This is a genomic window from Dactylosporangium sp. McL0621, assembly GCF_049995355.1.
Taxonomy (GTDB): Bacteria; Actinomycetota; Actinomycetes; order Mycobacteriales; family Micromonosporaceae; genus Dactylosporangium.
This window is the reverse complement of record NZ_CP188259.1, coordinates 3438430-3462993: the sequence shown is the minus strand read 5'-3', so window position 1 is coordinate 3462993 and position 24564 is coordinate 3438430. Positions and strand designations below refer to the sequence as shown.

At 73.5% G+C, this 24564-nt stretch carries 15 protein-coding genes and 1 pseudogene; 5 read left to right on the top strand and 11 right to left on the bottom strand.

Annotated elements, in window-relative coordinates:
• Positions 1–98 precede the first annotated feature (98 nt).
• Entirely contained in the window at positions 99–983 is an 885-nt protein-coding gene (locus tag ACPPVO_RS16270) for an NADP-dependent oxidoreductase (protein WP_426512037.1), read from the top strand.
• A gap of 67 nt (positions 984–1050) precedes the next feature.
• Entirely contained in the window at positions 1051–1776 is a 726-nt protein-coding gene (locus tag ACPPVO_RS16265; RefSeq protein ID WP_426512036.1) for an SGNH/GDSL hydrolase family protein, read from the top strand.
• Between the two features lie 182 nt (positions 1777–1958).
• On the opposite strand, the gene ACPPVO_RS16260 is transcribed toward ACPPVO_RS16265, so the two are convergent.
• Entirely contained in the window at positions 1959–3530 is a 1572-nt protein-coding gene (locus ACPPVO_RS16260; protein WP_426512035.1) for an FAD-dependent monooxygenase, read from the bottom strand.
• Positions 3531–3656: 126 nt separating this feature from the next.
• Between ACPPVO_RS16260 and ACPPVO_RS16255 the strand changes: the two genes are divergently transcribed.
• The 3 genes from ACPPVO_RS16255 to ACPPVO_RS16245 are packed head-to-tail and all read left to right on the top strand — an operon-like array spanning position 3657 to position 5987.
• Positions 3657–4781 carry a sensor histidine kinase gene (locus tag ACPPVO_RS16255; protein WP_426512034.1) on the top strand — a complete coding sequence of 375 codons (1125 nt, stop codon included), beginning with the start codon at positions 3657–3659 and terminating at the stop codon, positions 4779–4781.
• The gene (locus ACPPVO_RS16250) at positions 4778–5428 is read left to right on the top strand and encodes a response regulator (protein ID WP_426512033.1); all 651 of its coding nucleotides are present in this window, start codon (positions 4778–4780) and stop codon (positions 5426–5428) included. The genes ACPPVO_RS16255 and ACPPVO_RS16250 overlap by 4 nt, the downstream gene beginning before the upstream one ends.
• A gap of 10 nt (positions 5429–5438) precedes the next feature.
• Positions 5439–5987: an alpha-ketoglutarate-dependent dioxygenase AlkB gene (locus ACPPVO_RS16245; RefSeq protein ID WP_426512032.1), complete on the top strand. Its 549-nt coding sequence runs from the start codon at positions 5439–5441 to the stop codon at positions 5985–5987.
• 278 nt (positions 5988–6265) lie between these two features.
• Here ACPPVO_RS16245 and ACPPVO_RS16240 read toward each other — a convergent pair whose 3' ends face one another.
• From ACPPVO_RS16240 to ACPPVO_RS16195, 10 genes and pseudogenes are all read right to left on the bottom strand, one after another.
• Positions 6266–6688 carry a nuclear transport factor 2 family protein gene (locus tag ACPPVO_RS16240; protein ID WP_426512031.1) on the bottom strand — a complete coding sequence of 141 codons (423 nt, stop codon included), beginning with the start codon at positions 6686–6688 and terminating at the stop codon, positions 6266–6268.
• A 75-nt stretch (positions 6689–6763) separates the two neighbouring features.
• A complete protein-coding gene (locus tag ACPPVO_RS16235) occupies positions 6764–7876 on the bottom strand; it encodes a serine hydrolase domain-containing protein (RefSeq protein WP_426512030.1) in 1113 nt (370 codons plus the stop codon).
• Between the two features lie 136 nt (positions 7877–8012).
• Positions 8013–8384: a DUF7402 domain-containing protein gene (locus ACPPVO_RS16230; protein WP_426514638.1), complete on the bottom strand. Its 372-nt coding sequence runs from the start codon at positions 8382–8384 to the stop codon at positions 8013–8015.
• A gap of 561 nt (positions 8385–8945) precedes the next feature.
• Positions 8946–10232 (bottom strand): annotated as a pseudogene (locus ACPPVO_RS16225) (DUF6055 domain-containing protein); the annotation flags it as partial.
• A gap of 86 nt (positions 10233–10318) precedes the next feature.
• The gene (locus tag ACPPVO_RS16220) at positions 10319–13621 is read right to left on the bottom strand and encodes a beta-L-arabinofuranosidase domain-containing protein (RefSeq protein WP_426512029.1); all 3303 of its coding nucleotides are present in this window, start codon (positions 13619–13621) and stop codon (positions 10319–10321) included.
• A complete protein-coding gene (locus tag ACPPVO_RS16215) occupies positions 13618–14571 on the bottom strand; it encodes a hypothetical protein (protein WP_426512028.1) in 954 nt (317 codons plus the stop codon). The genes ACPPVO_RS16220 and ACPPVO_RS16215 overlap by 4 nt, the downstream gene beginning before the upstream one ends.
• Positions 14572–15195, bottom strand: a complete 624-nt coding sequence (locus ACPPVO_RS16210) for a hypothetical protein (RefSeq protein ID WP_426512027.1) — start codon at positions 15193–15195, stop codon at positions 14572–14574.
• 7 nt (positions 15196–15202) lie between these two features.
• Entirely contained in the window at positions 15203–18208 is a 3006-nt protein-coding gene (locus ACPPVO_RS16205; RefSeq protein WP_426512026.1) for a family 43 glycosylhydrolase, read from the bottom strand.
• A gap of 10 nt (positions 18209–18218) precedes the next feature.
• Entirely contained in the window at positions 18219–23732 is a 5514-nt protein-coding gene (locus ACPPVO_RS16200; protein WP_426512025.1) for an OmpL47-type beta-barrel domain-containing protein, read from the bottom strand.
• Positions 23729–24346: a hypothetical protein gene (locus tag ACPPVO_RS16195; RefSeq protein ID WP_426512024.1), complete on the bottom strand. Its 618-nt coding sequence runs from the start codon at positions 24344–24346 to the stop codon at positions 23729–23731. Before ACPPVO_RS16195 ends, ACPPVO_RS16200 begins: the two co-directional genes overlap by 4 nt.
• Positions 24347–24564 lie beyond the last annotated feature (218 nt).

The following is a 24564-nucleotide window of genomic DNA, read 5'->3' as shown; positions in this document are numbered from 1 at the left end:
TCCCGGTGGTATAGGCACTAAAAGGTACCTACTTCCTGACAGTACCCGACCCGGAGCAGGCTTTCGACGTCGGAAACCAAGCGTCCTTGGAGGAAGCAATGCGCGCAGTCGAGGTCTCGGGGTACGGCGACGCCGAGCGGTTGCGGCTCGCCGAGCGGCCGGAGCCGGCGGCGGAGGCGGGCCGGGTGCCGGTCCGCGTCACCGCCGCCGTCGTCAACCCCGTCGACATCTGGACCCGGGCCGGCGCCATGGCCGGCCAGCTGCCCGGCCTGAACCCGCCGTTCCTGCTCGGCTGGGACTTCGCCGGGACCACCGCCGACGGCACCGCGGTCGCCGGCATGGTGCCGTGGTTCGACGAGGGCGGCCGCACCGGTACCTACGCGGAGGCCCTGCTCGCCGACCCGGCGTGGCTGACCCCGATCCCGGCGGGCGTCGACCCGGTCGACGCGGCCACGGTCGCCCTCAACGGCCTCACCGCCCAGCAGGCCCTGGAGCTGCTCGCCCTGCCGGCCGGGGCGCGGCTGCTCGTCACCGGGGCCAGCGGCGGCGTCGGCGGCTTCGCGGTGCAGCTGGCCGCGGCCGCCGGGCTGGACGTGACCGCGGTCGCCTCCGGCGGCGACGAGGCGTTCGTGGCCGGCCTCGGGGCCAAGGAGGTCCTCTCCCGCGGCGCCGAGCTGCCGGCGGGCGCGTTCGACGGCGCCCTGAACGCGGCCAGCACCGAGGGTGTGCTCGCCGCGGTCCGCGACGGCGGGGTGTTCGTCGCGGTGACGGACCCGAGCGAGCCGCGCACCGAGCGCGGCGTCCGGGTGGAGACGGTGCACGTGGTGCCGTCCTCGGCCGGCCTGGCCGCGCTGCTGGGTGAGCTCGCCGCGGGCCGGCTGGTGACCCGGGTCGCCGACCGCCTGCCGCTGACCGAGGCGGCCGCGGCGCACCGCCGGGTCGAGACCGGCGGCCTGCGGGGCAAGCTGGTGCTGATCCCCTGACCCGGCCGGCGGCCCGGCGAACGGTCCCGGGTCGGACAGATCGGGCGGTGGCGGGCACAATCGTGGCGTGAGACGCGCGACGACGATGGTGCTGGCCGCCGCCCTGATCACCGCCGGCTGCTCGGATGCCGCGCCGCCGGGCGGGGCACCGGGATCGGCCGCGCCGAACGGGCCGGTGGTGCGCATCATGCCGCTGGGCGACTCGATCACCGACGGGCACGAGTCCCCCGGCGCGTACCGCACGGAGCTGTACCGGCAGCTCACCGCGGCCGGCGTGCGCGTCGACTTCGTCGGCTCGAAGCAGAGCGGGCCCGCGAGCCTGCCCGACCGCGACCACGAGGGGCACGGCGGCTACCGCATCGACGAGATCGACGCCGGCGCCACCGAGTGGGTGCGGGCGGCCGACCCGCGCCTCGTGCTCCTGCAGCTGGGCACCAACGACATGCTGCTGAACTACGACGTGGAGCACGCGCCCCAGCGGATGTCGGGGCTGATCGACCACGTCATCGCGGCCGCGCCCGGCGCCGACGTGTACGTCGCGTCGCTGCTGCCGCTGGACGACCGGGCGGCGCAGGCGCGCGCGGCGGCGTTCAACGCGGCGCTGCCCGGCATCGTGCGGGACAAGGGCGCGCGGGTGCACTTCGTCGACATGCGCGACGCGCTCACGCCCGGCGACCTCGACGACGGCGTCCACCCGACGGCCGCCGGGTTCGCCAAGATGGCGCTGGTGTGGGCGGCGGCGCTGAAACCGGCCCTCACCCCGGCCGGCCGCCCGTCGTCGAGCGGCACCTAGAACCGGCCGCAGACCCGGGGCGCTCACCGCGGCGCGCCGCCCGTCGCCGAGCGGCACCTAGAACCGGCCGCAGACCCGGGGCGCTCACCGCGGCGCGCCGCCCGTCGCCGAGCGGCACCTAGAACCGGCCGCAGACCCGGGGCGCTCACCGCGGCGCGCCGCCCGTCGCCGAGCGGCGGCGCCTAGAAGCGGCCGCAGACCCGGGTGAGGACCGCGTCCCAGTCCTCCGGCACGGCGTCGTCGCGCCAGGCCACGTGCTGGTCGGGCCGCACCAGCACGAGCCGGCGGCCCCAGCAGGCGCGCACCGCCGGGTCGTGGACGGGCAGGTGGGTCACCGGCAGCCCGCGCGTCTTGGCGACGCCCGCGAGGGCCCGCCCCTCGCCGGAGTCGGTCAGGTCGACCAGGGTCAGCTGCGGGCCGAACCGGTCGAAGAGCTGCCCGCCGTCGGCGAGGCGCACGGCCGGGGGCCGGCCCCCGGGCCAGGTGCTCGGCGTGATGCGCTGCCCGTGCGGCACCGGCGGGCTGCCGCGCTCGTGCCAGACGACGGGCGAGGACGCGTACCGGCCGCCGTAGCCGATCCCGATGTCGTCGGCGAGCGCCGGCTCCTGGCGCAGGAACGCGGCGAGGTAGTCCTGCGGCGCGCCCGCGGCGGCCAGGCGGGCGAAGCGGCGCCCCGTCTCCAGCCCGCGGGCCAGCAGCTCCCGGTCCATCAGCGCGCGCGGGCGGCGCTCGGCCTCGTAGCTGTCCAGCAGCGCCGGGCCGCCCCACCCGTGGCACGCCGCGGCCAGCTTCCAACCGAGGTCGACCGCGTCGCCGATGCCCGTGTCGGCCGCGTCCGCGGCCGGGCGGAACGCGTGCGCGGCCTCGCCGGCGAGGAAGACCGGGCCGCGGCGGTACACCTGCGCCACCGGCAGTGTGTCGTCCCACTCCCGCACGCCGAGCACCTCGACCGCGGCCCCCAGGCCCTCGAACAGCGGCCGGGCCGGGTCGGCGGGCTCCCCCGCCTCGACGGGCCGGTGCCCCACCCAGACGTGCCGCTCGGGGCGGGACAGCAGCGTGAGGGCGCCGACGACGAGCGTGGACAGCCCCGGCCCGCGCGAGTGCAGCGCGAGGTCCCGGCAGCGGAACGAGATGGCACGGTACGCCGTGTGCGCCCCCGGCAGCGCGTCGAGCCCGATGTCCGCGCAGCGCCGCACGACGCTGGCGGGGCCGTCGCAGCCCACGACGTACCGGGCGCGGATCGCGTGCTGCACGCCGTCGGGCTCGCCGACCGCCGTGACCGCCGCCCCGTCCTCGCCGACGCGCACGGCCGTGCACGCCCAGCCCTCGCGCAGGTCGACGAGGGGCGCGGCCCGCAGCGCGGCCCGCAGCACCTGGGCGAGCGGGCCCCGCGCGATCTGCTGGTGGTGCTCGGCCGGGGCGGTGCCGTCGTTGACGGTGGCGTACCGCTGCACCAGCTCATACACCGAGGGCCGCTGCGCGACGAGGACGGGCGGGCGGTCGAGGCGGCGGCTCCACACCATGTCGGTGGCCTCGTCGGCGCCGAGCCCGGCCCGGCGGATGCCGGCCGCGAGCCCGAGCCGGCGCAGCAGCTCCATGCTCCGGCCGCCGATGTGCACCAGCCCTGCGGGCTCGGCCCCGGGCGCGTCGAGCACCATGCTCGCCACCCCGTGGTGGGCGAGCTCCAGCGCGAGCACGGCCCCGGCCGTGCCGGCGCCCACGATCAGCACGGACGTGTGCAGTACCGCCGCCACCTGGTGATTGTGGAGGCGCGCGGCGACCGTGCAGAACAGCCGTTCGGCCCCCCGGTTCCGGGGCGGAGCGGCCGCCCGTACTTTTGACCGGTCCGCCGAGATCCGCACTTCCGTAGCCTGGAGCGCGTGACGGCCTGGAATCGCGTGCTCGACCTGGCGCTCGTGGTGGGCGGCGGCGCACTGCTCGCCGCCACCGCGCTCGCGCTCGCGGCCAGCTGGGGCGGGCTCTACTGGGCGCCCGGGCTGCTCGCCGGCGCGGCCGTCCTCGCCGTCGCGCTGCTGCGCCGGCGGGCGCCGCTGGTGACCGCCGGCATCGGGCTCGCCGTAGCGGTCGCGGCCGTCGTCGCGGCCCGGGTCGCGGGGCTGCCGGTCGAGCCGCAGCCGGCCCTGGCCCTCGGGCTCGCCGTGCTCGCCGGCAACGCCGTGCGCCGGCTCGAGCCCCGGGCCGCCGCCGGGGTCGCGGGCGGGGCGCTGCTCGTGCTCGCGGCCGGGCCGCTGCTCTCGGCGCACCACTCGTCCGGCGGGGCCACCGTCGTCGCCGTCGCCGACGTGCTCGCGTGGGTCGCGGGCGTGGGCTGCGGGCTGTGGCGGCGGCTGGAAGGGCACCGGCGGCAGGAGCTGGCCGAGGGGGTGCGCCGGGAGGAGCGCCTCGCCCTCGCGCGCGAGCTGCACGACGTCGTCGCCCACCACGTCACCGGGATCGTCGTGCAGGCGCAGGCGGCCCGGGTGGTGGCACGGCGGCACCCGGAGCGGCTGGAGGGCTCGATCGCCGGGATCGAGGAGGCCGGATCGGAGGCGCTGGCGGCGATGCGGCGGATCGTGTCGCTGCTGCGCGACGCCGGCGACGCGGCCCCGGCCAGCGGCGGCCCGGAGCGGCTGGAGGCCCTCGTGCGGCGCTTCGAGGACGGGGAGGCGCGGGCGGTGCACCTGGAGATCCCCGACGCCGGGACGGCCTGGCCGCCCGAGCTGACCAGCACCGTGTACCGCGTCGTGCAGGAGTCGCTCACCAACGTGGCCCGGCACGCCGCCCAGGCCGCGACCGTGCGCGTGCGCGTGGCCCAGTCCCCGGCCGGCGTGACGGTGTCGGTGACCGACGACGCTCCCCCGCCGGCCCGCGCCGGCCTGGCCCCGCGCCCCGGCGGCTTCGGGCTGATCGGCATGCGGGAGCGGGTCGAGGCGCTCGGCGGCGAGCTGCGCGCCGGCCCGCGCGCGCCGCACGGCTGGAGCGTCGAGGCGAGGCTGCCCCGATGACGATCCGCGTGCTCATCGCCGACGACCAGGCCATGGTCCGCGGCGGCCTGCGGCTGATCCTGGAGGACTCCGGCGACATCGAGGTCGTGGCCGAGGCCGCCGACGGCGTCGAGGCGATCGAGGCCGCCCGCCGGCTGAGGCCCGACGTGTGCCTCGTCGACATCCGCATGCCCCGCCTCGACGGGCTGGAGGTGACCCGCGCGCTGGCCGGCCCGGGGGTGGCCGCCCCGCTGCGGGTCATCGTGGTGACGACGTTCGACCTGGACGAGTACGTGTACGGCGCGCTGCAGGGCGGGGCGGTCGGCTTCATCCTGAAGGACGCCGGCCCGGCGCTGCTGGTCGAGGCGGTCCGCGCCGCGCACGCGGGCGACGCGCTGGTGTCGCCGTCGATCACGGTACGACTGCTGCGGCACTTGAAACGCCCGGCGCGGACGGTCCTGTCGGAGTCACGCCTGTCGGAGCGGGAGACCGAGGTCGTGCGGCTCATCGCGCGGGGGCGGACCAACCAGGAGGTCGGCGCCGCGCTCTTCATCTCGCTGAGCACCGTGAAGAGCCACGTGTCGACGATCCAGGCCAAGCTGGGCCTGCGCAACCGCGTCGAGATCGCGGCGTGGGCGTGGGAGCACGGGGTGGCGCGGGAGGACTAGTCTCGAACGCGTGTCCGAAGCCTCGAAGGTGCCCGGCCTGCTGTACACCCCCGACTGGATCGCCCCCGACGAGGAGCGCGCCCTGCTCGCCGCCATCGACGCGAGCGCCTGGTCGACGGAGCTGCGCCGCCGCGTCCAGCACTACGGCGTGCGCTACGACTACACCAGCCGCGCCGTGGCCGCCGGCGAGCGCACCCCGCTGCCGCCGTGGGCCGCGCCGCTGACCGCCCGCCTCGACTTCGCGCCCGACCAGGTCATCGTCAACGAGTACGAGCCGGGCCAGGGCATCAGCGCGCACACCGACTGCGTGCCGTGCTTCGGCCCGGCGGTGGCCGCGGTGAGCCTGGGCTCGGCCTGCGTCATGGAGTTCGGCCACGGCGACGTGCGGGTCGGCGTGCCGCTGGCCGCGCGGAGCCTGTGCGTGATGACGGGCCCGTCGCGGTACGAGTGGCGCCACGCCATCGCGGCCCGCAAGAGCGACCCGGCCCCGGACGGCGGCCGCGTGCCCCGCGCCCGCCGCGTCTCGGTGACCTTCCGGACCGTCCTCACCGGCCGGTGAGCGTCCGGCGGCCGGGAGGGGCTCGGCGCCGAGCTGCTTCGCGGCCGGCACCCCGAGCAGCCCGACCGCGCCGTCCCCGGCCACCGCGACCGTCCGGCCGGGCCCACCTCGACGGCGACGGCGGCGAACCAGCCGGTGCCGAGCACGTCGGAGGCGGCGAGCAGGCTGGGGACCAGATCGTCGGGCGGCCGGCCGGGGTGGCGATGGCCGAGCACGCGCTGTACGCCTGGGGCAACTTCATCCACGAGACCCGCACGGCCAGTGGGACCTGGCCCTCGTCAGGCTGACCTGACGCGACCCCTCACCGCGTCCGGGCGGCCCGGGATTCGCTCCGCGAACTCCGCGCGGGACGGCGGAGCCGGGAAGGGGCTCGCGAAGTACTGGGTCTCGTGCGCGACCCGGCCGTCGGCGAACTCCATGAGGCTCACCGAGTAGGTCGGCGTGCCGTCGTAGGTGATGACGCACTCGCTCACCCACAGGTCGCCCCCGCCGCTGATGCGCAGCACGGTGAAGTGCCGCTCGGCGGGGTGGGCGCCGCGCTGGGCGGCGATCGTGGCGCGGCCGCGGAACCGTTCACCCGATTGGGGGTAGTCGAGGATCGCGTCCTCGGCGTACAGGTCGTGCTCCGCCGCGAGCTCGCCCGCCTCCGACGCCCGCCAGTGCTCCTCGATCGCGGCACGGGTCCGCTGGTCGGCAATCACGGTCCGACCCCTTCCCCGCTCCGGGCCGTTCAACCGCGCTCAGCACTTCAGGGTGCCCCGCGCGCCCCGTCACCGCTACAGGTGACCCGCCGCCTCCCACGCCGCCATGAGCAGGGTGAAGCCGCGCGTGTCGGCGATCGTCGTGGCCATCTTGTTCGGGGTGTAGGCGAAGGTCAGGCGCGCGTCGAGGTCCGCGATGACGATCGAGCCGCCCATGCCGCCCCAGTAGATGGTGTTCGGGTTCGGCATCATGCCGCCGTTGACGGCGAAGCCCAGGCCGAACCGCACCGGCATCTCGAGAATGAGGTCGGGGCCCTCGACCTGGACCTCGAGGGCGCGGCGGGCGCCGGCCTCCGACAGCAGGCGCCGGCCGGCGGCCTCGCCGCCGTTGGCCAGCACGGCCAGGACGGTCGCGGCCGAGCGGGCGTTGCCGGTGCCGTTGCCGGCCGGGATCTCGGCGCCGCGGAAGGCGCGGGTGCGGGTGTCGGCGACCTCGAGCTTGGGCAGTGCCGCGTTGCGCTGCAGCTCGGTCGGGTCGGCGAAGGGCATGGTGTCGGTGGAGCCCGGGATCAGCTCGGCCACCCGGGCGTCGTGCTCGGCGGGCAGGCCGATGTGGAAGTCGGCGCCGAGCGGCTCGGCGATCTCCTGCCGGAACACGGTGCCGAGGGTGCGGCCGGTGATCCGGCGGACCACCTCACCGATCAGAAACCCCTGGGTGACGACGTGGTACCCGCTGGCCGTGCCCGGCTCCCAGAACGGCGCCTGCGCGGCGAGCAGCGCGGTCGCCTTGTCCCAGTCGTACAGGTCGGTCACCGTGATCGGCTCCGCCCAGCCGGACAGGCCCGAGGAGTGGCTGAGCACGTGCGCGACGGTGATCGCGTCCTTGCCGCTGGCCGCGAACTCGGGCCAGTACCGCGCGACCGGCGCCGCGATGTCGAGCTCGCCGCGGTCGGCCAGCAGCAGCGCGGTCAGGGCGGCCATGGTCTTCGTGACCGAGTAGACGTTGAGAATGGTGTCGCGTTCCCACGGGCGGGTCGCGGCCGCGTCGGCGTGGCCGCCCCACAGGTCGACGACGGTCTCCCCGTCGATTGTCACGCACACCGCGGCGCCGACCTCGGCCCCGCTGGTGAAGCTGTCCTCGAACACCTTGCGCAGCGGTGCGAACCGCTCTTCCGCGAAGCCCGGCATGGCCCGGAGTATCCGCCCCGGGCCGCGCCGACTTCCAGCGATTTACCGGCGTCGGTGCCGGAGCAGGAACCCGTCGTTGAGCAGCCGGATCTCCCCCGCGCCGGGAATTTGCCGCGGGGGAGATCCGGCGAGCGGGTCAGGCGGTGAAGGCCTTGACCTCCAGGAGGCCGACCGAGCTGGTGCCGGTGGACTGCAGCACCACCCGCAACCGGGTCGTCGAAACCGTCGTGAAGGTCACGGTGTTGTACGCGTTCACGTTGACGGTGTAGCCCGAGGCGCCCGGCACGTCGGTGTAGGCGCTGCCGTTCCAGTACTGCAGCTTCCAGCTCGACGGCACGTCGATGCCCTGGTTGTCGTCGAAGAGGTACACCTGGGCCTTGTTCAGCGACTGCGCCGAGGACCACTGCAGCTCGGCCCACTGCTGCCCGCTGTTGGGCCACGTGCCCCAGCGCGGGTTGACGGTGTCGTTCGACGACGGCGGGTCGATCCCGTCGTTGATGGCGTTCACCGACTCCCACGACGACGTGTACGACGCCGACGGCGTCGCCTGGCCGGCCACGTTCACGCCGCCGGTCGGGGGCGGCGTCGTGGTGCCGCCGCCGATGGCCAGGTCGGCGCTGCTGAAGCCGGTGAAGGACGGGTTGATGTCGGTCTCGCCGCCGCCGCCGTCGCACTTGCGGTCGGGGTTGAACGCGAGGTAGGTGCCGGAGCCGCAGGCGATCGCGAACTCGGCGTCGCCGCCGACCACGATGTTGCCCGACAGGTTCGCGCCGCCCTGGATGAGCGCGTTGTCCTTGACGACGGCGTTGCCGCCGACGGTGCCGCCGTTGACCCAGCCGAGGCCCTCGATGCGGGCGTTGCCGGTCACGGTGCCGGCGTAGACCGCGGCCTTCGGGCCGACGTAGGCGGTCGAGGCGACGCTCGCGTTCCCCGCGACCCAGCCGCCGCCGTTGGAGTGCCAGTGGCCGCCGTTGGTGGCGGCCGGCTTCACGTAGCCGGGCTCGAAGCCGGACGGGGTGGCGCCGGAGACGCGGAACTCGTAGGGGAAGCGGCGGGCCTTGTTGTACCCGTCGAGGAACGCGTAGTGCGGCACGGCGTTCGGGGTCGCGGTGACGACCAGCCACACGTCCTTCTCGCCGGCCTGCAGCTGGAAGTCGATCTGGCCGTCGGTGCCGGTGGTCAGCGGGGAGTACCGCGGCGTCCCGTTCCTGACCGCGACGAGCCCGAACGTCCAGCCGGTCGCGCCCGTCTCGGCGTGGCCGCGCAGGCGCAGCTTCACCAGGCCGCCGTCGGTGGCCGGGACCAGCTTGATCTTGTTGAAGCCGTAGTCCGACGGGGCGACGCGCGAGTTGATGCGGAAGTGGCCGAGCGAGGCGTCGACCGCCTCGACGTTGCCGCCGTTGTACGCGTTGTTGAGGAAGCCCGCGCCGTACACGTTGTTGATGAACGGCATCAGCGTGGACTTGTTGCCGAAGTCGTACGTCACCGTGCGGGTCGCATACTCGCCCACGCGCCGGTTCAGCTCGGCCTGGGTGATGCCGGTGATGCGACGGTACGTCTCCAGCGGGTGCTCGTTGCTCTTCGCCTCGTTCCAGATGCGGTTGAACATCGCGAGGCCGTCGCGGTCCTTGATGTACTGCGCGAGCATCCAGTTGCCGTAGTGGTGGCGGCTGGAGCTGTAGTAGAGGTTCTCCGAGCGCAGCCAGCGGCTCAGGTCGCCGGCGGCGGTGGTGGGCAGCGCCTGCATGGCCATGAACTCGGCGCTGGTCTCCCAGAAGGTGCCCGCGCCGGCGTCGGTGAAGCCGTAGCCGGAGCGGCCCAGGAACGTGTAGTTCTGGAACACGTGCCCGAGCTCGTGCGCGAGGCCCCAGGAGCCGGGCAGCGCGGCCTTGGGGTCGATGTTGATGACGCCGACCTTGCCGTCGACGGAGCCGCCGGTCGCCCAGGCGTTGAGCTCGGTGCGGTTCCACGTGTTCGTGACGATGACGACGATCTTGTACTGCGCGAGCAGCCCCTGCTCCTACGTGAACTGCATGGTGTTCACGTAGAACGAGTACAGGTTCTCCAGCTGCGTGATGATGCTGTTCGGGTCGAAGTTGTAGGGCGACGGCGCCGAGGTCGGGGTGGTGCCGGACTTCTCGCCCCACAGGAGGATGAAGTTGTTCGACTCCCTGGTGCGGTTCTGGGCCCACGGCACCTCGCCGGTCTGGGTCCAGCGGGCCGGGATGTAGACGGACTTCGTGGCGGCGGAGGCCGGCCGCGCCTGCAGTGCGACGAGTACGCCGGCGATCACGACGAGCGCGAGCACCGGAGCCAGCCAGACGCGGCGGCGTAGACGGGGATGGATGGGGGTCATAGCCCGCAATCTGGTCCGAAAACCTTTTCGGCGCAAGGATTGCCTGGAAGAGCCGGTGCACGGTCCTTCCAGGCCCGAAAATTACATCAGTACGCGGCCTCCACCTGCGCCGTCACCGTCTGCCCGGCCACCACGCCGGTGGCCTTGACCGTCACCGTGCCGGACGGGATCGACGCGAGGCGGGAGTTGAACGACTGGTACGCCGACCTGCCGGGCGCCACCCCGGCGACCGTGCGCGTGCCGTACGCCGTGACGAGCTCCAGCGTGAGCGGCACGCTGTCGGCGTTGCGCGCGCTGACCGAGACGTACATCGTCGCGCCGATGCGCTGGGTGCGCGCCTCGACCTCGACCGCGAGCGCCGGCCCGGTGGCCAGCTCCCGCTCGGCCGCGACCGCCGCCGCGACCACGGTGTCGCGCTCGGCCGCGCTCAGCAGCGCGCCGGCCAGCTCGGTGACCGCGGCGACGAACTGGGCGTGGCTCGCGAACGGGGCCCGGTCCCACAGCAGGTCGAGCAGGGTCGGGCCGTCCGTGCCGGGGGACGTGACGCCGGAGACGGGCACGTCGTAGGCGGGCAGCCCGTCGTTGCGCTTGCGGTTGGGCACGCCGGTGTCGGCCGAGCCGAAGACGATCGTCGGCTCGGCCCGGCGGAAGTACGACGACGCGGCCTGGTTGTCGGCGACGTAGTACGGCCGCAGCGCGAACCCGCCCGCCGTGAACGCCGGGTCCCCGGCCGCCGTGACCGCCCCGGCCGTGACCGCCGCGCGCGAGTAGTCGCCGTCGAGCTTCAGGTACCGGTACAGCGACAGCTCCCGCCACGCCGCCCCGGCGCCCGGGCTGCCGAGGATCTGCAGCAGGACCGGGCCCCAGAAGAGCGCCTGGGTGTCGGGCCGGTCGATGGCCCGCTCGACCCGGATGCTGAACGGCATCCGGATCTCGACCACGTCGCCGGAACTCCAGGTGCGGCTCAGTGTCACGTAGGAGCCGGGCCGCGCGTCCAGGTCCTGCGCGGTGCCGTTGACGGTGACGGTGAAGCCGCGACGGACCCAGCCCGGCACCCGCAGCCGCACGTCGAGGGGCCCGGTGCCGTCGAACGTCAGCTTGGTGTGGTCCTCCCGCGGGTACGCCGTCGTCTGCGTGACCGTGAAGCCCTTCTCGGCCCACGTGAGGGTCGAGGGCAGGTAGAGGTTGACCCACAGCGTGCCGCCGTCGTCGGACTTGAGGTAGACGGTCTCCTGGTACTTGGTGTGGTTCTCCAGCCCGGTGCCGCCGCAGCAGGTGCCGGTGTTGCCGTAGCCGCGCACGGTGGCGGTGGTGAGGGGCTGGAAGTAGGTCACCTGCGGGTCGCCGGTGGCCGCGGTGTCGGCCCGCGACCCGGGGATCATGTTGAGCAGGCCGCGCTCGTAGTAGTCCATGTAGGCGGGGTCGTGCTCGTGCAGGAAGAGATTGCGGGCCAGCTTCATGACGTTGTACGTGGTGCAGGTCTCGGCGCCGCTGGCCGGCACCGAGTTGGCGATGTCGTCGCGGTTCTGGAACAGCTCGAGGTTGTTGTTGGAGCCGGGGTAGTTGCCGCTCGTGCCGCCGTGGGCGAACGTGCGGTGCGGCACCACCATGCCGTAGAAGTTCTTGGCCGCGGTGAAGTACTCCGCTCCCCCGCCGTGCTCGAAGATGCGCAGGTAGCCGATGAACTGCGGCACGTGCGTGTTGGCGTGCAGGCGCTCGGCGCGGCGGCGGCCCGGCCGGTTCTGCGGCGTGACGACGAGGATGTCGCGGTTGTCCACGCACGCGCCGAACAGCGACTCGCGGTTGTCGAAGCACTTGGCGGTCTCGAGGTGCCGGGCGTCGCCGGTGAGCTGGTAGATCTCCGGGAAGACCTCGTTGGCCCCGCCGAACTCCCCGCCGATGTACAGGTCCCACATGTAGTTGAGGTCGTCGCGGGTCAGCGGGCCCGGGTAGTCGGGGTGATTCTTGTCGCCGACGGTGAGCGCGAGATGGGCCCAGCCGGCCATCTTCGTGACGACGTCGAGGGCCTGGGCGTTGCCGGCGTGGTAGTACGCGTCCAGCAGCCCGCGCATGATCTTGTGCTGGGTGTACCACGGCGCCCAGGTGTTCGTCTCGGCGTTGCCGCCGTAGACGGCCCAGCGGGGCGGCCCGAGGCGCAGCGCCGCGTCCTCCGGGATCGCGCCGAGGTAGCCGGGGAACGTCGGCACCCAGTCCGCCGCCCCGGCCGTGGAGGCGGCCACGACGCCGGCGTCGCGGCCGTTGGGCGAGGCGTCCTTGAGCGCGCTGCCGTCCGTCTCGTCGAACTTGTACCACGCGATGTTGCCGCCCCCGGTGCTGCCGGACGGGGAGTCCAGCAGGGTCAGCAGCTCGGTCTGGCTCAGCGCGCGGTCGAAGATGTGGAACTCGTCGACGGTCGCGTCCAGGAACGGGTCGCCGTACTGCGACCGCCCGATCCACCGGTTGCCCGGGTTGCCGAGGCGGGACGGGTTGAGCGTCATGCCGGTGTTGGTGCCGGCCGGCTGGGCGTTGACGTAGAGCGTGCCGGTGCTGCCGGCCAGCGTGACCGCGAGGTGCACCCACTGGCCGGTCGGCAGCGCCGCGTTGCCGTTGATCTGCTGCTCCTGGCCGGAGCCGCCGACGGTGATGGCGAAGCGCGGCACGTTGCCGGTCACGCCCGCCCGCGGGGTGAGGAACATGTTCACGGTGGTGCCCTGGCCGAAGTCGAACAGCCGGGTCCAGCCGGCCGTGGACGCGAGGTTGATCCAGGTCGCGATGGTGAAGTCGGTGAGCTGGTTGATCGCCTCCTGGGGCAGGGTGCAGTACTGCGCCTTGCTCGCCCCGTTGAGCTTGAGGGCGTTGCCGAAGCGGCCCGGGACCCGCCCGATCGACGGCGGCGGCTGCTCCCCGCCGCCGCCCGGGCCGGCGTCCATCCGGGCGGTGATCGCGGCCTGGCACGCGGCCAGCTCGCCGACCATCCAGTCCAGCTTGGTCTTGTAGACGGCCTCGCCCTGGTCGGCGTAGGCCTGCGCGAGGGCGGTCAGGTAGTGCCCGGCCCAGTGGCCGCTGAGCAGCCCGCCGTCCTCCCAGCCGCCGGGCACGGCGACGCCCGCCGGGTTCGCCCGGCCGGCCTGGTTGTTGAACAGCACCAGGAACCGGCGCTCGTCGTAGGCGCGCAGGAACGCCTTCGTCCGATCGCGCTTCTCCTGGAACAGCCCGCCGCCGAGCTTGACCTCGCCCAGCTGGAACGGGCGGACGGGGGCGGTGCCGCCCGGCCCCGGCTGGGGCGGGACGGCGGCGGCCGCGGCCCCGGAGAGCTCGGGGGCCAGCGCGGCGGTGGCGGCGCCGAGGGCGGACGCCTGCAGGAGCGTGCGGCGTTTGATGGCGGTCATGGGCTTCCTTCCGCGGAGAGACGGCCCTCGTGGCGGGCGCGCTCGAGCAGCCGGCGGTGCAGGCGCCAGGCCAGGAACAGCGCGACCAGTGCGAGGACGACGAGCAGTTGCGGCCACGGCACGAGCCAGGAGCTCACCGCGACCGTGACGGGCGGGCCGGCGCCGGTGACGGTGACCGCCGTGCGGACGCGGCCCAGCGCCCACACCCCGCCGACGGTCGTCCCGTCGGTGCGGGCGCCGCCGGGCAGCAGCTCGCCGCCGCCGGCGTCGCGGGCCCGGACGTTGGCCCCGAACAGCTCGGTGACCTCGGCGCGGGCGCGGGGCTCGACCCGGATGTTGCCGGTGTTGGTGGTCGAGTATCCGATGTGGAGGGTGCCGGAGCGCAGCGGGTTCCACGAGCGCTCGTAGCGCACGGTGAGGCGGTCGGCCGACACCTTCGGGGTGACGGTGCCGCTGGCCCGCAGCATCACCCGGAAGCCGACCCGGCTGTCCACCGACACCGTGCCGGAGCTGCTGAACACCGACGCGGCGATGCCGGCCGGGTGGTCGCCCGGGGCGGCGTCGCGCGGCACGGTGATGGTGAACGGCACCACCTTGGTCTCGTTCGGCCCGACGGTGACGTTCTGCCGCACGGCGATCCAGGTGCCGCCGTCCTTGGAGGGCTGGTCGGCGGGGAGCATGTTGAAGCGGCCCTTGTCGGTGAGATACCCGTCGGCGGCGCTCAGCGCGAAGGTCGCGGACGCCTTGCCGAGGTTGCGCACGGCCATGTGCTCGGTGACGGCCTGGCCCGGGTCCAGGGTCCGCTCGATCCAGTGCCGCTCGTCGGGGCCGTTGTCGGTGGCGGGCTGCACCGTCCACGTGACGGCGTCGGCGAAGGCGGGGACGGGGGCGAGGGGCACGGCCAGGACCGCGGCGAGCACGGCCGCGGTCCGGGCCAGGTGACGGTTCATCTACTCGAACAGGGAGACGGTGATTGTCGCGTGGTAGGAGCCGGCCGTCACGTCCGAGGGCGTGCGCAGGAACAGGTCGGCGTTCACGTCGTACGAGCCGCCGGTGACCGCCGCCGAGTCGTACGTGGACACCAGCAGCTCCTGGTCCTTGAGGCCGACGTTGTTGCCCGGCTGGGTCGGGTCGTCGAGGACGGTCACGACCTCCTCGCCCTCCGCGACCTGGCCGGTGTCGCCGCCGTCGATCAGGTGCGGCTTCCAGCCGAGGTGGTCGGCGGTGATCGCCGGCTGCCCGGCGGTGCCGGTGAAGTTGCTCGACGTGCCCAGCACCGCCCAGCTCGCCCCGGCCGGGATCTCCTGGGCGGTGCGGGTGTCGGTGACGGTGACCTTCGGCAGGGTGCCGGTGAACTGGCGCACCAGGGCGGTGGAGCCGTTCTCCGCCAGCGTGACGGCGTTGCCGGCGACGGTGAGGGCCAGCACGCCGGGCTGGTGGACGGCGGGGATGTCGACGGTGACCTGGACGTCGCTGGAGTCGCCGGGATCGGCGGCGGCGACGCCCGCGAAGGCGGTGCTTCCCGCCAGCACGGCCGTGGCGGTGGCCACGTGCAGTCGAGCGCGTGCGTTCATGGTGCTCCTAACAGGTGAGGGTGCCGTAGTCGGCCGTGACGGGTGCGAAGCCGGGGATGCGGACGGTGGCGGTGCCGGCCGGGATGGATGCGGCGCGGGCCGGGAAGGACTGGTAGGCGTTCGCGCCGGGCGCGACGGCCGCGAAGGACCGGTTGCCGTACGCGGTCTCGACGGCGACGTCCACCGCCGTGTCCCGGCCGTTGTGCGCCTGCACGGCGAGGTACGCCTTGCCGGCGATGCACCGGGGCTGGGCGGTCACCGTGACGGGCACGGTGCCGGGGTCGTCGGCGAAGACGCGCCACTCGGTGACGGCGACCGCCGAGTAGGTGGTGCCGTTGCCGTTGGCGCTGACGGTCGCCCGCAGCCGGGACGTGACGATCGGGGCGAAGGTGACGGTGTTGAACGCCGTCGTCGAGGTGCCGTACGGGCCGGCCACGTCGAGCCAGGCGGTGCCGTCCCAGTACTGCAGCCGCCACCCGTCGGGCTCGGCCACGCCGTCGCCGGTGCCGCGCTCGGAGTCCTTCCAGAACTTCAGCTCCGCGCCGGTGAGCCGGATCGGCCGGGCCCAGTCGTACTGCACCCACTGCGTCGCCGGGCGGCTGTCGGACCAGGTGCCCCAGAGCTGGGCCTGGGCCGGGTTCGCCGGGTCGGCGTTGTCGTTGAGGGCCGTGACGCTGTTCCAGGCGGCCGTGTACGACGCGGTCGGGGTCGCGATCGGCCCGATGTTGCCGCTGAGCGGCCCGGACAGGTCGGCCGGGATCGTGACCGTCTTCGCGCTCTCGACGTTGCCGGCGTTGTCGGTCGCCCGGAACGACACCGTGTGCTTGTTCGCGTCGGGGGCGGCGACCGGGCCGGTGTAGGCGGCCCACGCGCCGGTGTCCATCGCGTACTCGACGCGGGCGACCCCGGAGGTGGCGTCGGCCGCGGTGAGGGTCACGGACCGGCCGTTCACCGCGGAGGTCGTGGCCGGCCCGGTCGCGTCGATGCGCACCGGCAGGCTCACCGGGTCCGAGACGTTCCCGGCGCGGTCGGTGGCGGTCGCGGTGACCGTGTGCCGGCCGTCGCCCGCCACGGTGACGTCGGCGTAGCGCACCGGGGACGCGCCGGCGGCCGGGCCACCGTCCACCGTGGACTGGATCGTCATCCGCCCGCCGCGGTCGTCGACGGCCGCCACCCGCACCTTGACCGCCGAGCGGAACCAGCCGCCGGTGCCGGCGCTGCCGCTCGGGGTGAGCGTCACCGTGGGCGCGGTCGCGTCGCCGGCGGTGTCGCCGGGCGAGATCACGGTGACCGCCGCCGGGACCTGGCCGGCGGCGTAGCCCAGAACCGAGCCCTTGACCGTGAGCCGGCCCGGCTCGGCCGCGGTGACCGGGTCCCAGAACACGGGCACCTGGAGCGTCTCCGCGCCGAACGTCACCGGCACCGTGCCCGGCAGCTCGGTCTCGCCGACCTCGACCGTCATGGCCGGGGCGGTGACCGCGGCCGGCTGCGCGGCGAGCACCTTCCACTCCTCGACGGCGACGGCCGAGTACGTGCTGCCGTTGGTCGAGGCGTCGAACACGGCCCGCACCTGCGTGGTGGTGACCGGGTCGAAGGTGGTGTTCTGGAAGCCCGCCGTCGACGTCGCGTACCCGCTCGGGTTCGCCACGTCGGCCCACTGCCCGGTGGCGAGGTTCCAGTACTGGATCCGCCACCGGGCCGGGGCCGCGACGCCGACGCCGCTGCCCTGGGGCTGGTCGTTCCAGAGGTCGATCTGCGAGCCTGCGATGCGCATCGGCTGGTCCCAGGTGTACTGCACCCACTGCTGCGCCGGGTTGTTGCCGGTCCAGGTGCCCCACATGTCCGGCGGGAGCGGGTTCGCGCGCACGATCTCGTCGTTGAGCGCCTTCACCCAGTACTGCGTCGGCACCGGGTCGTTGGAGACGGTGACCTCGGCCTCCTGGGCGATGTTCGCCCGCGGGGTGCGGTCGCGCTCCTTGACCGGCGTCTGGACGACCGGCTTCATCCGCGGCGGGGACTGGGCGTCGTCCCACTCCACCTTGTCGATGGCGACCGAGCGGCGGAAGTGCCCGCCCCCGGCCGCGTCGGCGGTGTGGTAGGTGATGTACCACTGGCCCTTGAACTGGATGATGCCCGGGTGGCTGGTCGTGGAGGAGACCGGCGCCAGCACCGTGCCGCGGTAGGTCCACGGCCCGGACGGCGACGCGGCGGTCGCGTAGGCGATGCAGGCGTGGTAGTTCGCCGGGGTGCAGGGCGAGGTGGGGCCGGCGTTGTTGCCCGCGTACGCCAGGTAGTAGGTGCCGTTGCGCGCGAAGAGCCACGGCGCCTCGAAGAAGCCGGTGAGCCCGGTGACGGGCTTCTGGGTGCCGACGGGCGTCTTCATGTCGGCGGCGTACTCCAGCATGCGCAGCTGGCCGAAGGTGCCCCAGTACACGTAGACGTGGCCGTTCTCGACGAGGACGGTCGGGTCGATGTTCTGGATGTCGTTCGCCGCCGGCACCCGCTGGGAGATCAGCGGCCCCCCGATGTAGTCGGTCCACGGTCCGGCCGGGCTGTCGGAGACGGCCAGGCCGATGGCGAACTTGTCCGCGGCGGTCGACACGCGCTCGCTGACCGGGAGGTACCAGTAGTAGCGCCCGTCCGGGCCCTGGACGACCTGGCCGGCGTACGCGCGCCCGGCCGTGGCCCACGCGAACAGCGTCTCCGGGCGGGCCAGCGACGGGTAGTGCGTCCACTGCCCGCCCGGGACGTCGCTCGTGCGGAACGCGCCCCACTCGTTCATCTGGAAGTCGTTGGTGGTCGGGCCGGCCTCGTCGTGGCCGGTGTAGATGTACAGGTCGTCGCCGGCGACCAGCGGGGCCGGGTCGGCCGAGTAGTAGCTGCCGTCGGCGAGGATCGGGTTGCCCGGGTGGGTGAAGGTGTACGAGTCGGCGGCGTGGGCCGGGCCGGCCGGGCTGACGAGCAGCCCGGCCAGCACCAGACCCGCCACCGCCGCGAGGCGGAGGGGTCGCAACGGAGCCGTCCTAACAGGTGGAGGCGGTGTAGGGGGCCTTGATCTCCGTACTGCCGCCGGGCCCGGTAACCCTCACCATGGCCGTGCCGGCCGGCACCGAGGCGGTGCGGGCGTTGAACGACTGGTAGGCGGTCTTGCCCGGGGCGACCCCGGTCACGGTCCGCGAACCGTACGGCGTCACCAGCTCGAGGTTCAGCGTCTGGCTGTCGGCGTTGCGGGCGTTGACGGAGACGTAGGCGGTGCCGGCGATGCACTGGGTCTTGGCCTGGACCTCGACGTGGTACTGCGGCGCCGTCTGGCCCGGCACGTCGTACACCTCCCACTCCTGCACGCCGGGCGCGCCCTTGCCCTCCTCGGTCCCGCTCGCGGTGAGCAGGGCCCGCAGCTTCGTGGTCGTGACCGCGGTGAAGGTCACGGTGTTCCAGTCGGTCGCGGAGGTGCCGTAGGCGGTGGGCCGCTCGACGTCGGCCCAGGTGCCGGCGGCGGTCCAGTACTGCAGCTTCCAGGCGCTCGGCGGGGCCACCCCGGCGCCGGTTTCGTCGACGTCCCGGGTGAACCAGACGCGCGACCGGTCGACGGTGACGGGCGCGGACCAGTCCAGCTGGATCCACTGCTCGCCCACCTGCGGCCAGGTGTTCCACACGTCGGTGTTCGGCCCGATCGGCCCGGTCGGGGCCGCCCCGTCGTTGATGTTGTCGGCGGTGACCCAGCCCGGGGTGTACGACGCGGACGCCGTCGCCGTGCGGGCCACGTTCACCGGCGCCTGGCCCGCCGCGACCGCCAGCGTGCCGACGGCGGACGTGTTCCCGGCCTTGTCCACCGCCCGGTAGTCCACCGTGGTGGCGGACGAGCCGATGGGGACGGCGCCGCTCGCGTTCGTCCAGTCCTGGGTCACCACGCCGCCGACGGTGAGGCGGTACTGCACCGCCCCGATCCCGGACAGCGCGTCGGTGCCGGTGATGGTCACCGAGCGGCTGCCCGCGTCGAGCGCCGCGGTCGCCGCGGGCGCGGTCCGGTCGATGCCGATGCTCCGCTCGGTCACCGCCGAGACGTTGCCGGCCTTGTCGGTGGCCCGCGCCTTCACGGCCGTCGAGCCCTCGTCCGTGATCGTGACCGGTCCGGTGTACCCCTGGAAGCCCCCGGTCCCGACGGCGATCTCGAGCTTCGGGGACGGGTCGGCGTTGTCGGTCGCGGTGGCCGTCACCGTGACGTTGGACGTCGTCCAGCCGCTCGCCGGGGCCGGATCGGCGGCCAGCGACGCGACCGGCGGGGCGGTGTCGCCCGGCCCGCCGGCGCCGACGGTGACGGTCGCGGTGGCCGCCTTGTCGGTGCCGGCCACCTGGCCGCTCACCTCGAAGGTGCCCGCCGCCGCGTACCTGGCCGGGTCGATCGGCGCCCAGGTGACCGCGACGCCGCTCTGCCGGGATCCGTCGTTGTACCCGACGGTGACCCCGGCCGGCAGCCGCGGCGCGACCCCGGCCTTCGTCGACACCGCGACCGGGTCGACGGTGTTGATCTGCACCGGGTCGGGGCCGCGCACCCAGACGTGGGCGGTCGCGGTGAGCGTGGTGCCGGCGACGAAGCCGGAGACCGTGAAGTCGCCGACCGCGGCCACCTTCGCCGGGTCGATGCTGCCCCAGGCCACCGCGACCGGCAGCGTGGTGCCGTCGGCGTAGGTGACGTCCACCGTGGACGGCAGCGTGGGCACGACGCCGACCTGGGTCCGCGCGTCCACCCCCTGGACGGAGCTCGCGGCGGCGGCGAAGACCCGCCACTCGGAGACGCCGACCGCCGAGTAGGCGGTGCCGGCCGCGTTGGGCAGCGCGTTGAACGTGGCCCGCAGCTTCGTCGTGGTGACCGCGCCGAACGTCACCTCGTTGGTGCGCCCGCGCACGGCCGGGTCGAAGCCCACCGGGTTCGCCACGTCCTGCCAGTTCGCGCCGTTCTGTTCGTTTCCCTCTGGGAGATACTGCACCTTCCACGACTTCGGCACCGCGACCCCCGAGCCGCCCGTGGTGCTGTCCGACCAGAAGTCGACGGAGGCGCGGTCGACCCGCACCGCGGCCGGGAAGTCGTACTGCAGCCAGCGGGTGGCCGGCTCGCTGCCGGTCCACGTGCCCCACAGGTCGGTCTGCGCGCCGCCGCTGAACAGCGCGGGCTTGCCGTCGTTGACCGCGTTGACGTTGTTCCAGCCGGCCGTGAAGCTCGCCGACGGGGTCGCGGTCGCGGCCACGTTGATCTCGCCCTCGGCCAGGGCGGTCGCGTTGACCACGACGTCCTTGGTCGAGCTCGCCTGGCCGTTGGTGACCGTCAGGCGCAGCGTGTACCGGCCGGACTTGGTGAAGCGGGCCACCGTGCCCGGCGCGTTCGCCGGCTCGAAGGCCACGGAGCCGCCGCCGGGCGCGTCGGTGACCGTCCACGCCGAGGTGAGCGCGGCGCCCGGGTCGCCGTCGTCCTGGGCGAGGCCGATGACGCGGGCCGAGCCGGCCTGGCTGTAGGACGAGTCGAGCCAGGCGTCGGCCAGCGGCGGGTTGTTCACGGCCGAGGGGGCCGCGACGCCGGTGCCGAACGCCTGCACCTCCTTCACGCCGGTCCTCGCCCCCGGGGCGTGCTGCACGGTGATGCGCAGCTTCCTGGCCTTGACGCTCGGGAACCGGACCTGGTTGAGGTTGCCGCGCGGGTACGCCGGGGCCCGGTACTCGCTCGGCACCAGTCTCCAGCCGCTGCCGTCGTCGTAGGAGACGGTGAACTGGGCCGGCGGGGCGTAGCCCGGGGCGGTCGCGGTCGTGCTGGTGTTGTAGAAGTACACCCGTACGTCGTCGATCGAGCGCTCGCCCTGCAGGTCGATGTCGATCGAGTCGGAGGCGTTGGGCGATCCGGCGGTACCCCAGAACGGCTCGTTGATCGTCGTGCCGTTGACGGCGCCGGCCGGGTCGCGCCCCGGGGCCGAGAAGGTCGCGGTGGCCGGGCGGCCCTGGGCGAAGTTCTCCGAGCCGGTGCTGGCCGGGCTGATGTCCGCGCCCGCCTTGGCCATGACGTCGACGATGCGCGCGTCGGGGCCGTAGGTGACGTCCTGCGGCGCCTTCACCGTGATCGCGGTGTGGCTCAGCACCTGCACGCCGGCCGCGGCCTCGACCGTGCCGGTGGCCGGGTCGTAGACGAGCTTGCCGAGCTTGTCGGCGGTGAACGCGAGCTGCCCGTCGAGGTACACGGAGTAGCCCTCGGGCACGTCGTTGCCGTAGTACCGCCGGCCGCCGGGCGCGTCCCACACGATGGTGAGGTCGCGGTCGCGGTAGCGGATGTTGTTGGCGGTGAAGTGGTCCCAGCCGATGTCGATCGGGTCGAGCTCCACCTTCGCGTCGGAGCGCGGGCGCAGGCCCATCGCGTCCTCGATGACGGTGAAGTTGGTGGCGCCCAGGATCGTGTGGTGGATCCAGGAGCGGTACCCGATGTTCTGCGGGTCGGCGGAGCCGTCGGCCCAGAACTCGTTCTGGTCCGGGTAGCGGTTGTCGCCGTTGTTCTGGTACTGCGCCCAGGCGTTCCAGTACAGCAGCTTCTTGTACCACTCGGCGTCGATGTAGCTCGTCGGGTAGTCGCGCAGCACCGAGGCGAGCATCCGGAACGTCACGGTGGAGTTGATGACCGAGAAGTTGTTGCTGCCGGGCTCCCCCGCCGCCGCGGCCGCGGCCTTGTCGGCCTGGTTCGCGGTGGTGAACGGGAAGATGGGGTACTGCGCACTGTCCCCGAAGAGCCGCAGCGCCTCGGTGTAGGGCTGGGTGTAGTCGGGGTCGCCCGGCTTCGGCATCAGCCCGACCGAGAACGGGTAGTAGTTGTTGATCTCCTTCCACGGCACGAGCTGGTTGCCGGCGACCAGGCGATGCTTGAGCAGGTTGCCGCTGAGCCCCATCTCGTCGGGGGTGCTGCGGGCGGGCTCCCACAGGTACTGCAGCACGGCCGCCTTGATGCGCGCGGCGAACGCCTCCATCTCGTCGGCCTTGGCGGTCTCGCCGGCGGTGCGGTAGGCGGCCGCGGAGGCCTTGGCGTTGGAGTACAGGTAGGCGTTCTCGGTGCGGTCCATGTAGCCGGGCTTCCAGTGGAACGACACCGCGTCGGCGTCGTTGCCGGTCATGGCGCCCCAGTTGTACTCGATGAGGCCGTTGCCGTCGAAGTCGTACGCCTGCTGCAGGCCCTTGACGTCGTACTCGGCGTACTCGGCGAGGTTCTGCGCGATCGCCTTCGGCCCGCCGTGCAGCTCGTAGGAGCGCCAGGCCGCCTCGGAGATGTACTCCGTGTAGGAGTTCGACCAGTTGGCCGGGTCGCCGGGGTTGTCGACGAACTTCGAGCTCTTGGACACCTCGCCGGCCGAGACCCACGGGCCGTAGGAGTAGGCCGGGTCGCGGAAGTACTTGAGGTCGTCGACGAACATGCCGGCGCTCAGCACGATCGCGTTGTTGTACCCGAGCACGCCCTCCATCGACGTCGGGAACTGGTAGTCGTTGCCCGGCAGGTCGGCGTCGAGGAAGTTGTACCGCATGAGCCACCAGCGGTAGAACAGCGTCTTGTCGATGTTGTTCTCGGGCGTGTCCAGGTAGGGCACGTTGTCGGCCCACCACCGGTTGTAGTCCGTGACGTGCTCGGTGTAGGCCGCGGCCGGGCTCAGGCCCTTGACGTGCGCGTACCCGGTGCCGGATGCCGGCTGCTCCCTGGTGATGAAGCCCAGCTGCAGCTTGGTGGTCGCGGGGCTCGCGGCCGGCACCGCGATCGTCTGCCGGAGCGTGCCGTCCACCGGCGCGAACCCGTCGCCGGAGAAGCGCGGGAAGATCGTGGTGAGCTGGTTGAACGCGCGCACCGCGCCGGTCAGCTCGCTCACGTCCTGCGTCTTCGCGAAAGCGGAGCTCGCGGTGAGCGTCACGTTCTTGGCGGTGCCGTTGGTGCTGGACAGTTCCAGGTTCGTCACGGCGGCGTTGGCGTCGGTGATGAACTTCGTCTCGGTGATGCGCAGCCCGCTGCCGGTGTTGGCGAACACCGTGCGGAAGTAGCTCGGCGTCTGCTTGCGCTGGTTCACGTCCTCGGTGAGCGCGACGTCGGCGCCGTCGATCGAGGCGGTGACGGTGTACGCGCCCTGGCCGCCCGCGATGGACTCGATGTAGGCGACCTCGCCGCCGAAGCCGAGCACGTTCGGGGCGTGCGTCTTCATGAACACGGCGCGGCCGCGGCTGAACAGGTACTGGTTGGCGTCGCCGTTCGAGCCGCCCGGCTGGTTGCCGGCGCGCGCGAGCATGCGGTCGATCCAGAAGTCGTTGTCGGGGCTCGAGCCCGCCCCGGCCGCCACGTCGGCGTCGAAGATCGCCTGGAGCTGGTTGCGGGGGTGGTACCCGGTCCGCTCGTCCGGCACCGGGTTGGCGCTGCCGGTGAAGGTCGGGTACGGGGTGGCGGAGTTGGGTGCGGCGTGCGCCGGCACGGGGCTGAGGACGGTCACCAGCAGGCCGGCGATCGCGGCGGCGGCCGCGGCGCGGGTTCTCACGAACTGGCCCCTTTCTGCGAGAATTCGTTGGCTTGCAGGTCGGCCCGCGCGACCTTGTCCCCGTTGCGGGCGAGCACCTGCACCTGGGCCTCGTCGGAGAGCACCCAGGCGATGAAGTTCCAGGCCCGGTCGGCCTGCTTGGAGTCGCGGGAGATGCCGATGTCGTCGGCGCCCCGGTCGTTGAGGACGAACGGCAGCGCGTGCTTGGCGCCGGCCTGCACCGAGGGCTGGTCGAGCTGCGCGGCGAAGGGCAGGCGGGCGATGTCGGTGGTGAGGTCCCGGTAGAGCCCGCGGCCGGTCCAGCCCGGCACGTCGGCGACGGCCCCGGCGAACAGGTCGGGCAGCGCCCCCGTTCCGGCGGCGGCGTCGACGCGGGCGGGGAGGTCGGGCGCGAGCGTCAGCTCGACGTGGTTGGTGTGGGTCGCGTTGTACGCGTCGACGAGGAGGGTCGCTTGAACCTCGAGCGGCGCGCGGACCCACAGCGCGAGCCGGCCACCGGAGTCGGCGCCGTCGACGGCCGGCGACGGCGGGGGCGGCGCGGGCTTGGGCGGCGACCCGGAGCATCCCGCGAGGACCACGACCGCGACGAACGCGGCAAGCACGCGACGAAACATGACCACCAATCCACGAAAACCTTTTCGGGCATGGTGGCAACCCGTTACGGCCGTGTCAACGGTCCATTTAAGCCGTTCGAACGGTTGTTACAACTGTGACAGCCATCGCTACGTTCCGACCCGCGCCGAAAACTTTTCGAAACGCCGCGCTGACGTGCCCGGAAACGCTCCCACCGGCCCGGAGCACGCGCACAGAGAGACGGCACGCCGTTCCATGA

What these genes read in the sequence shown, in the direction of transcription:
- ACPPVO_RS16270 (WP_426512037.1), top strand. Translation starts at nt 99, where the DNA reads ATGCGCGCAGTCGAGGTCTCGGGGTACGGCGACGCCGAGCGGTTGCGG.
- ACPPVO_RS16210 (WP_426512027.1), bottom strand. Translation starts at nt 15,195, where the DNA reads ATGAACGCACGCGCTCGACTGCACGTGGCCACCGCCACGGCCGTGCTG.
- ACPPVO_RS16195 (WP_426512024.1), bottom strand. Translation starts at nt 24,346, where the DNA reads ATGTTTCGTCGCGTGCTTGCCGCGTTCGTCGCGGTCGTGGTCCTCGCG.
- ACPPVO_RS16215 (WP_426512028.1), bottom strand. Translation starts at nt 14,571, where the DNA reads ATGAACCGTCACCTGGCCCGGACCGCGGCCGTGCTCGCCGCGGTCCTG.
- ACPPVO_RS16235 (WP_426512030.1), bottom strand. Translation starts at nt 7,876, where the DNA reads ATGCCGGGCTTCGCGGAAGAGCGGTTCGCACCGCTGCGCAAGGTGTTC.
- ACPPVO_RS16220 (WP_426512029.1), bottom strand. Translation starts at nt 13,621, where the DNA reads ATGACCGCCATCAAACGCCGCACGCTCCTGCAGGCGTCCGCCCTCGGC.
- ACPPVO_RS16250 (WP_426512033.1), top strand. Translation starts at nt 4,778, where the DNA reads ATGACGATCCGCGTGCTCATCGCCGACGACCAGGCCATGGTCCGCGGC.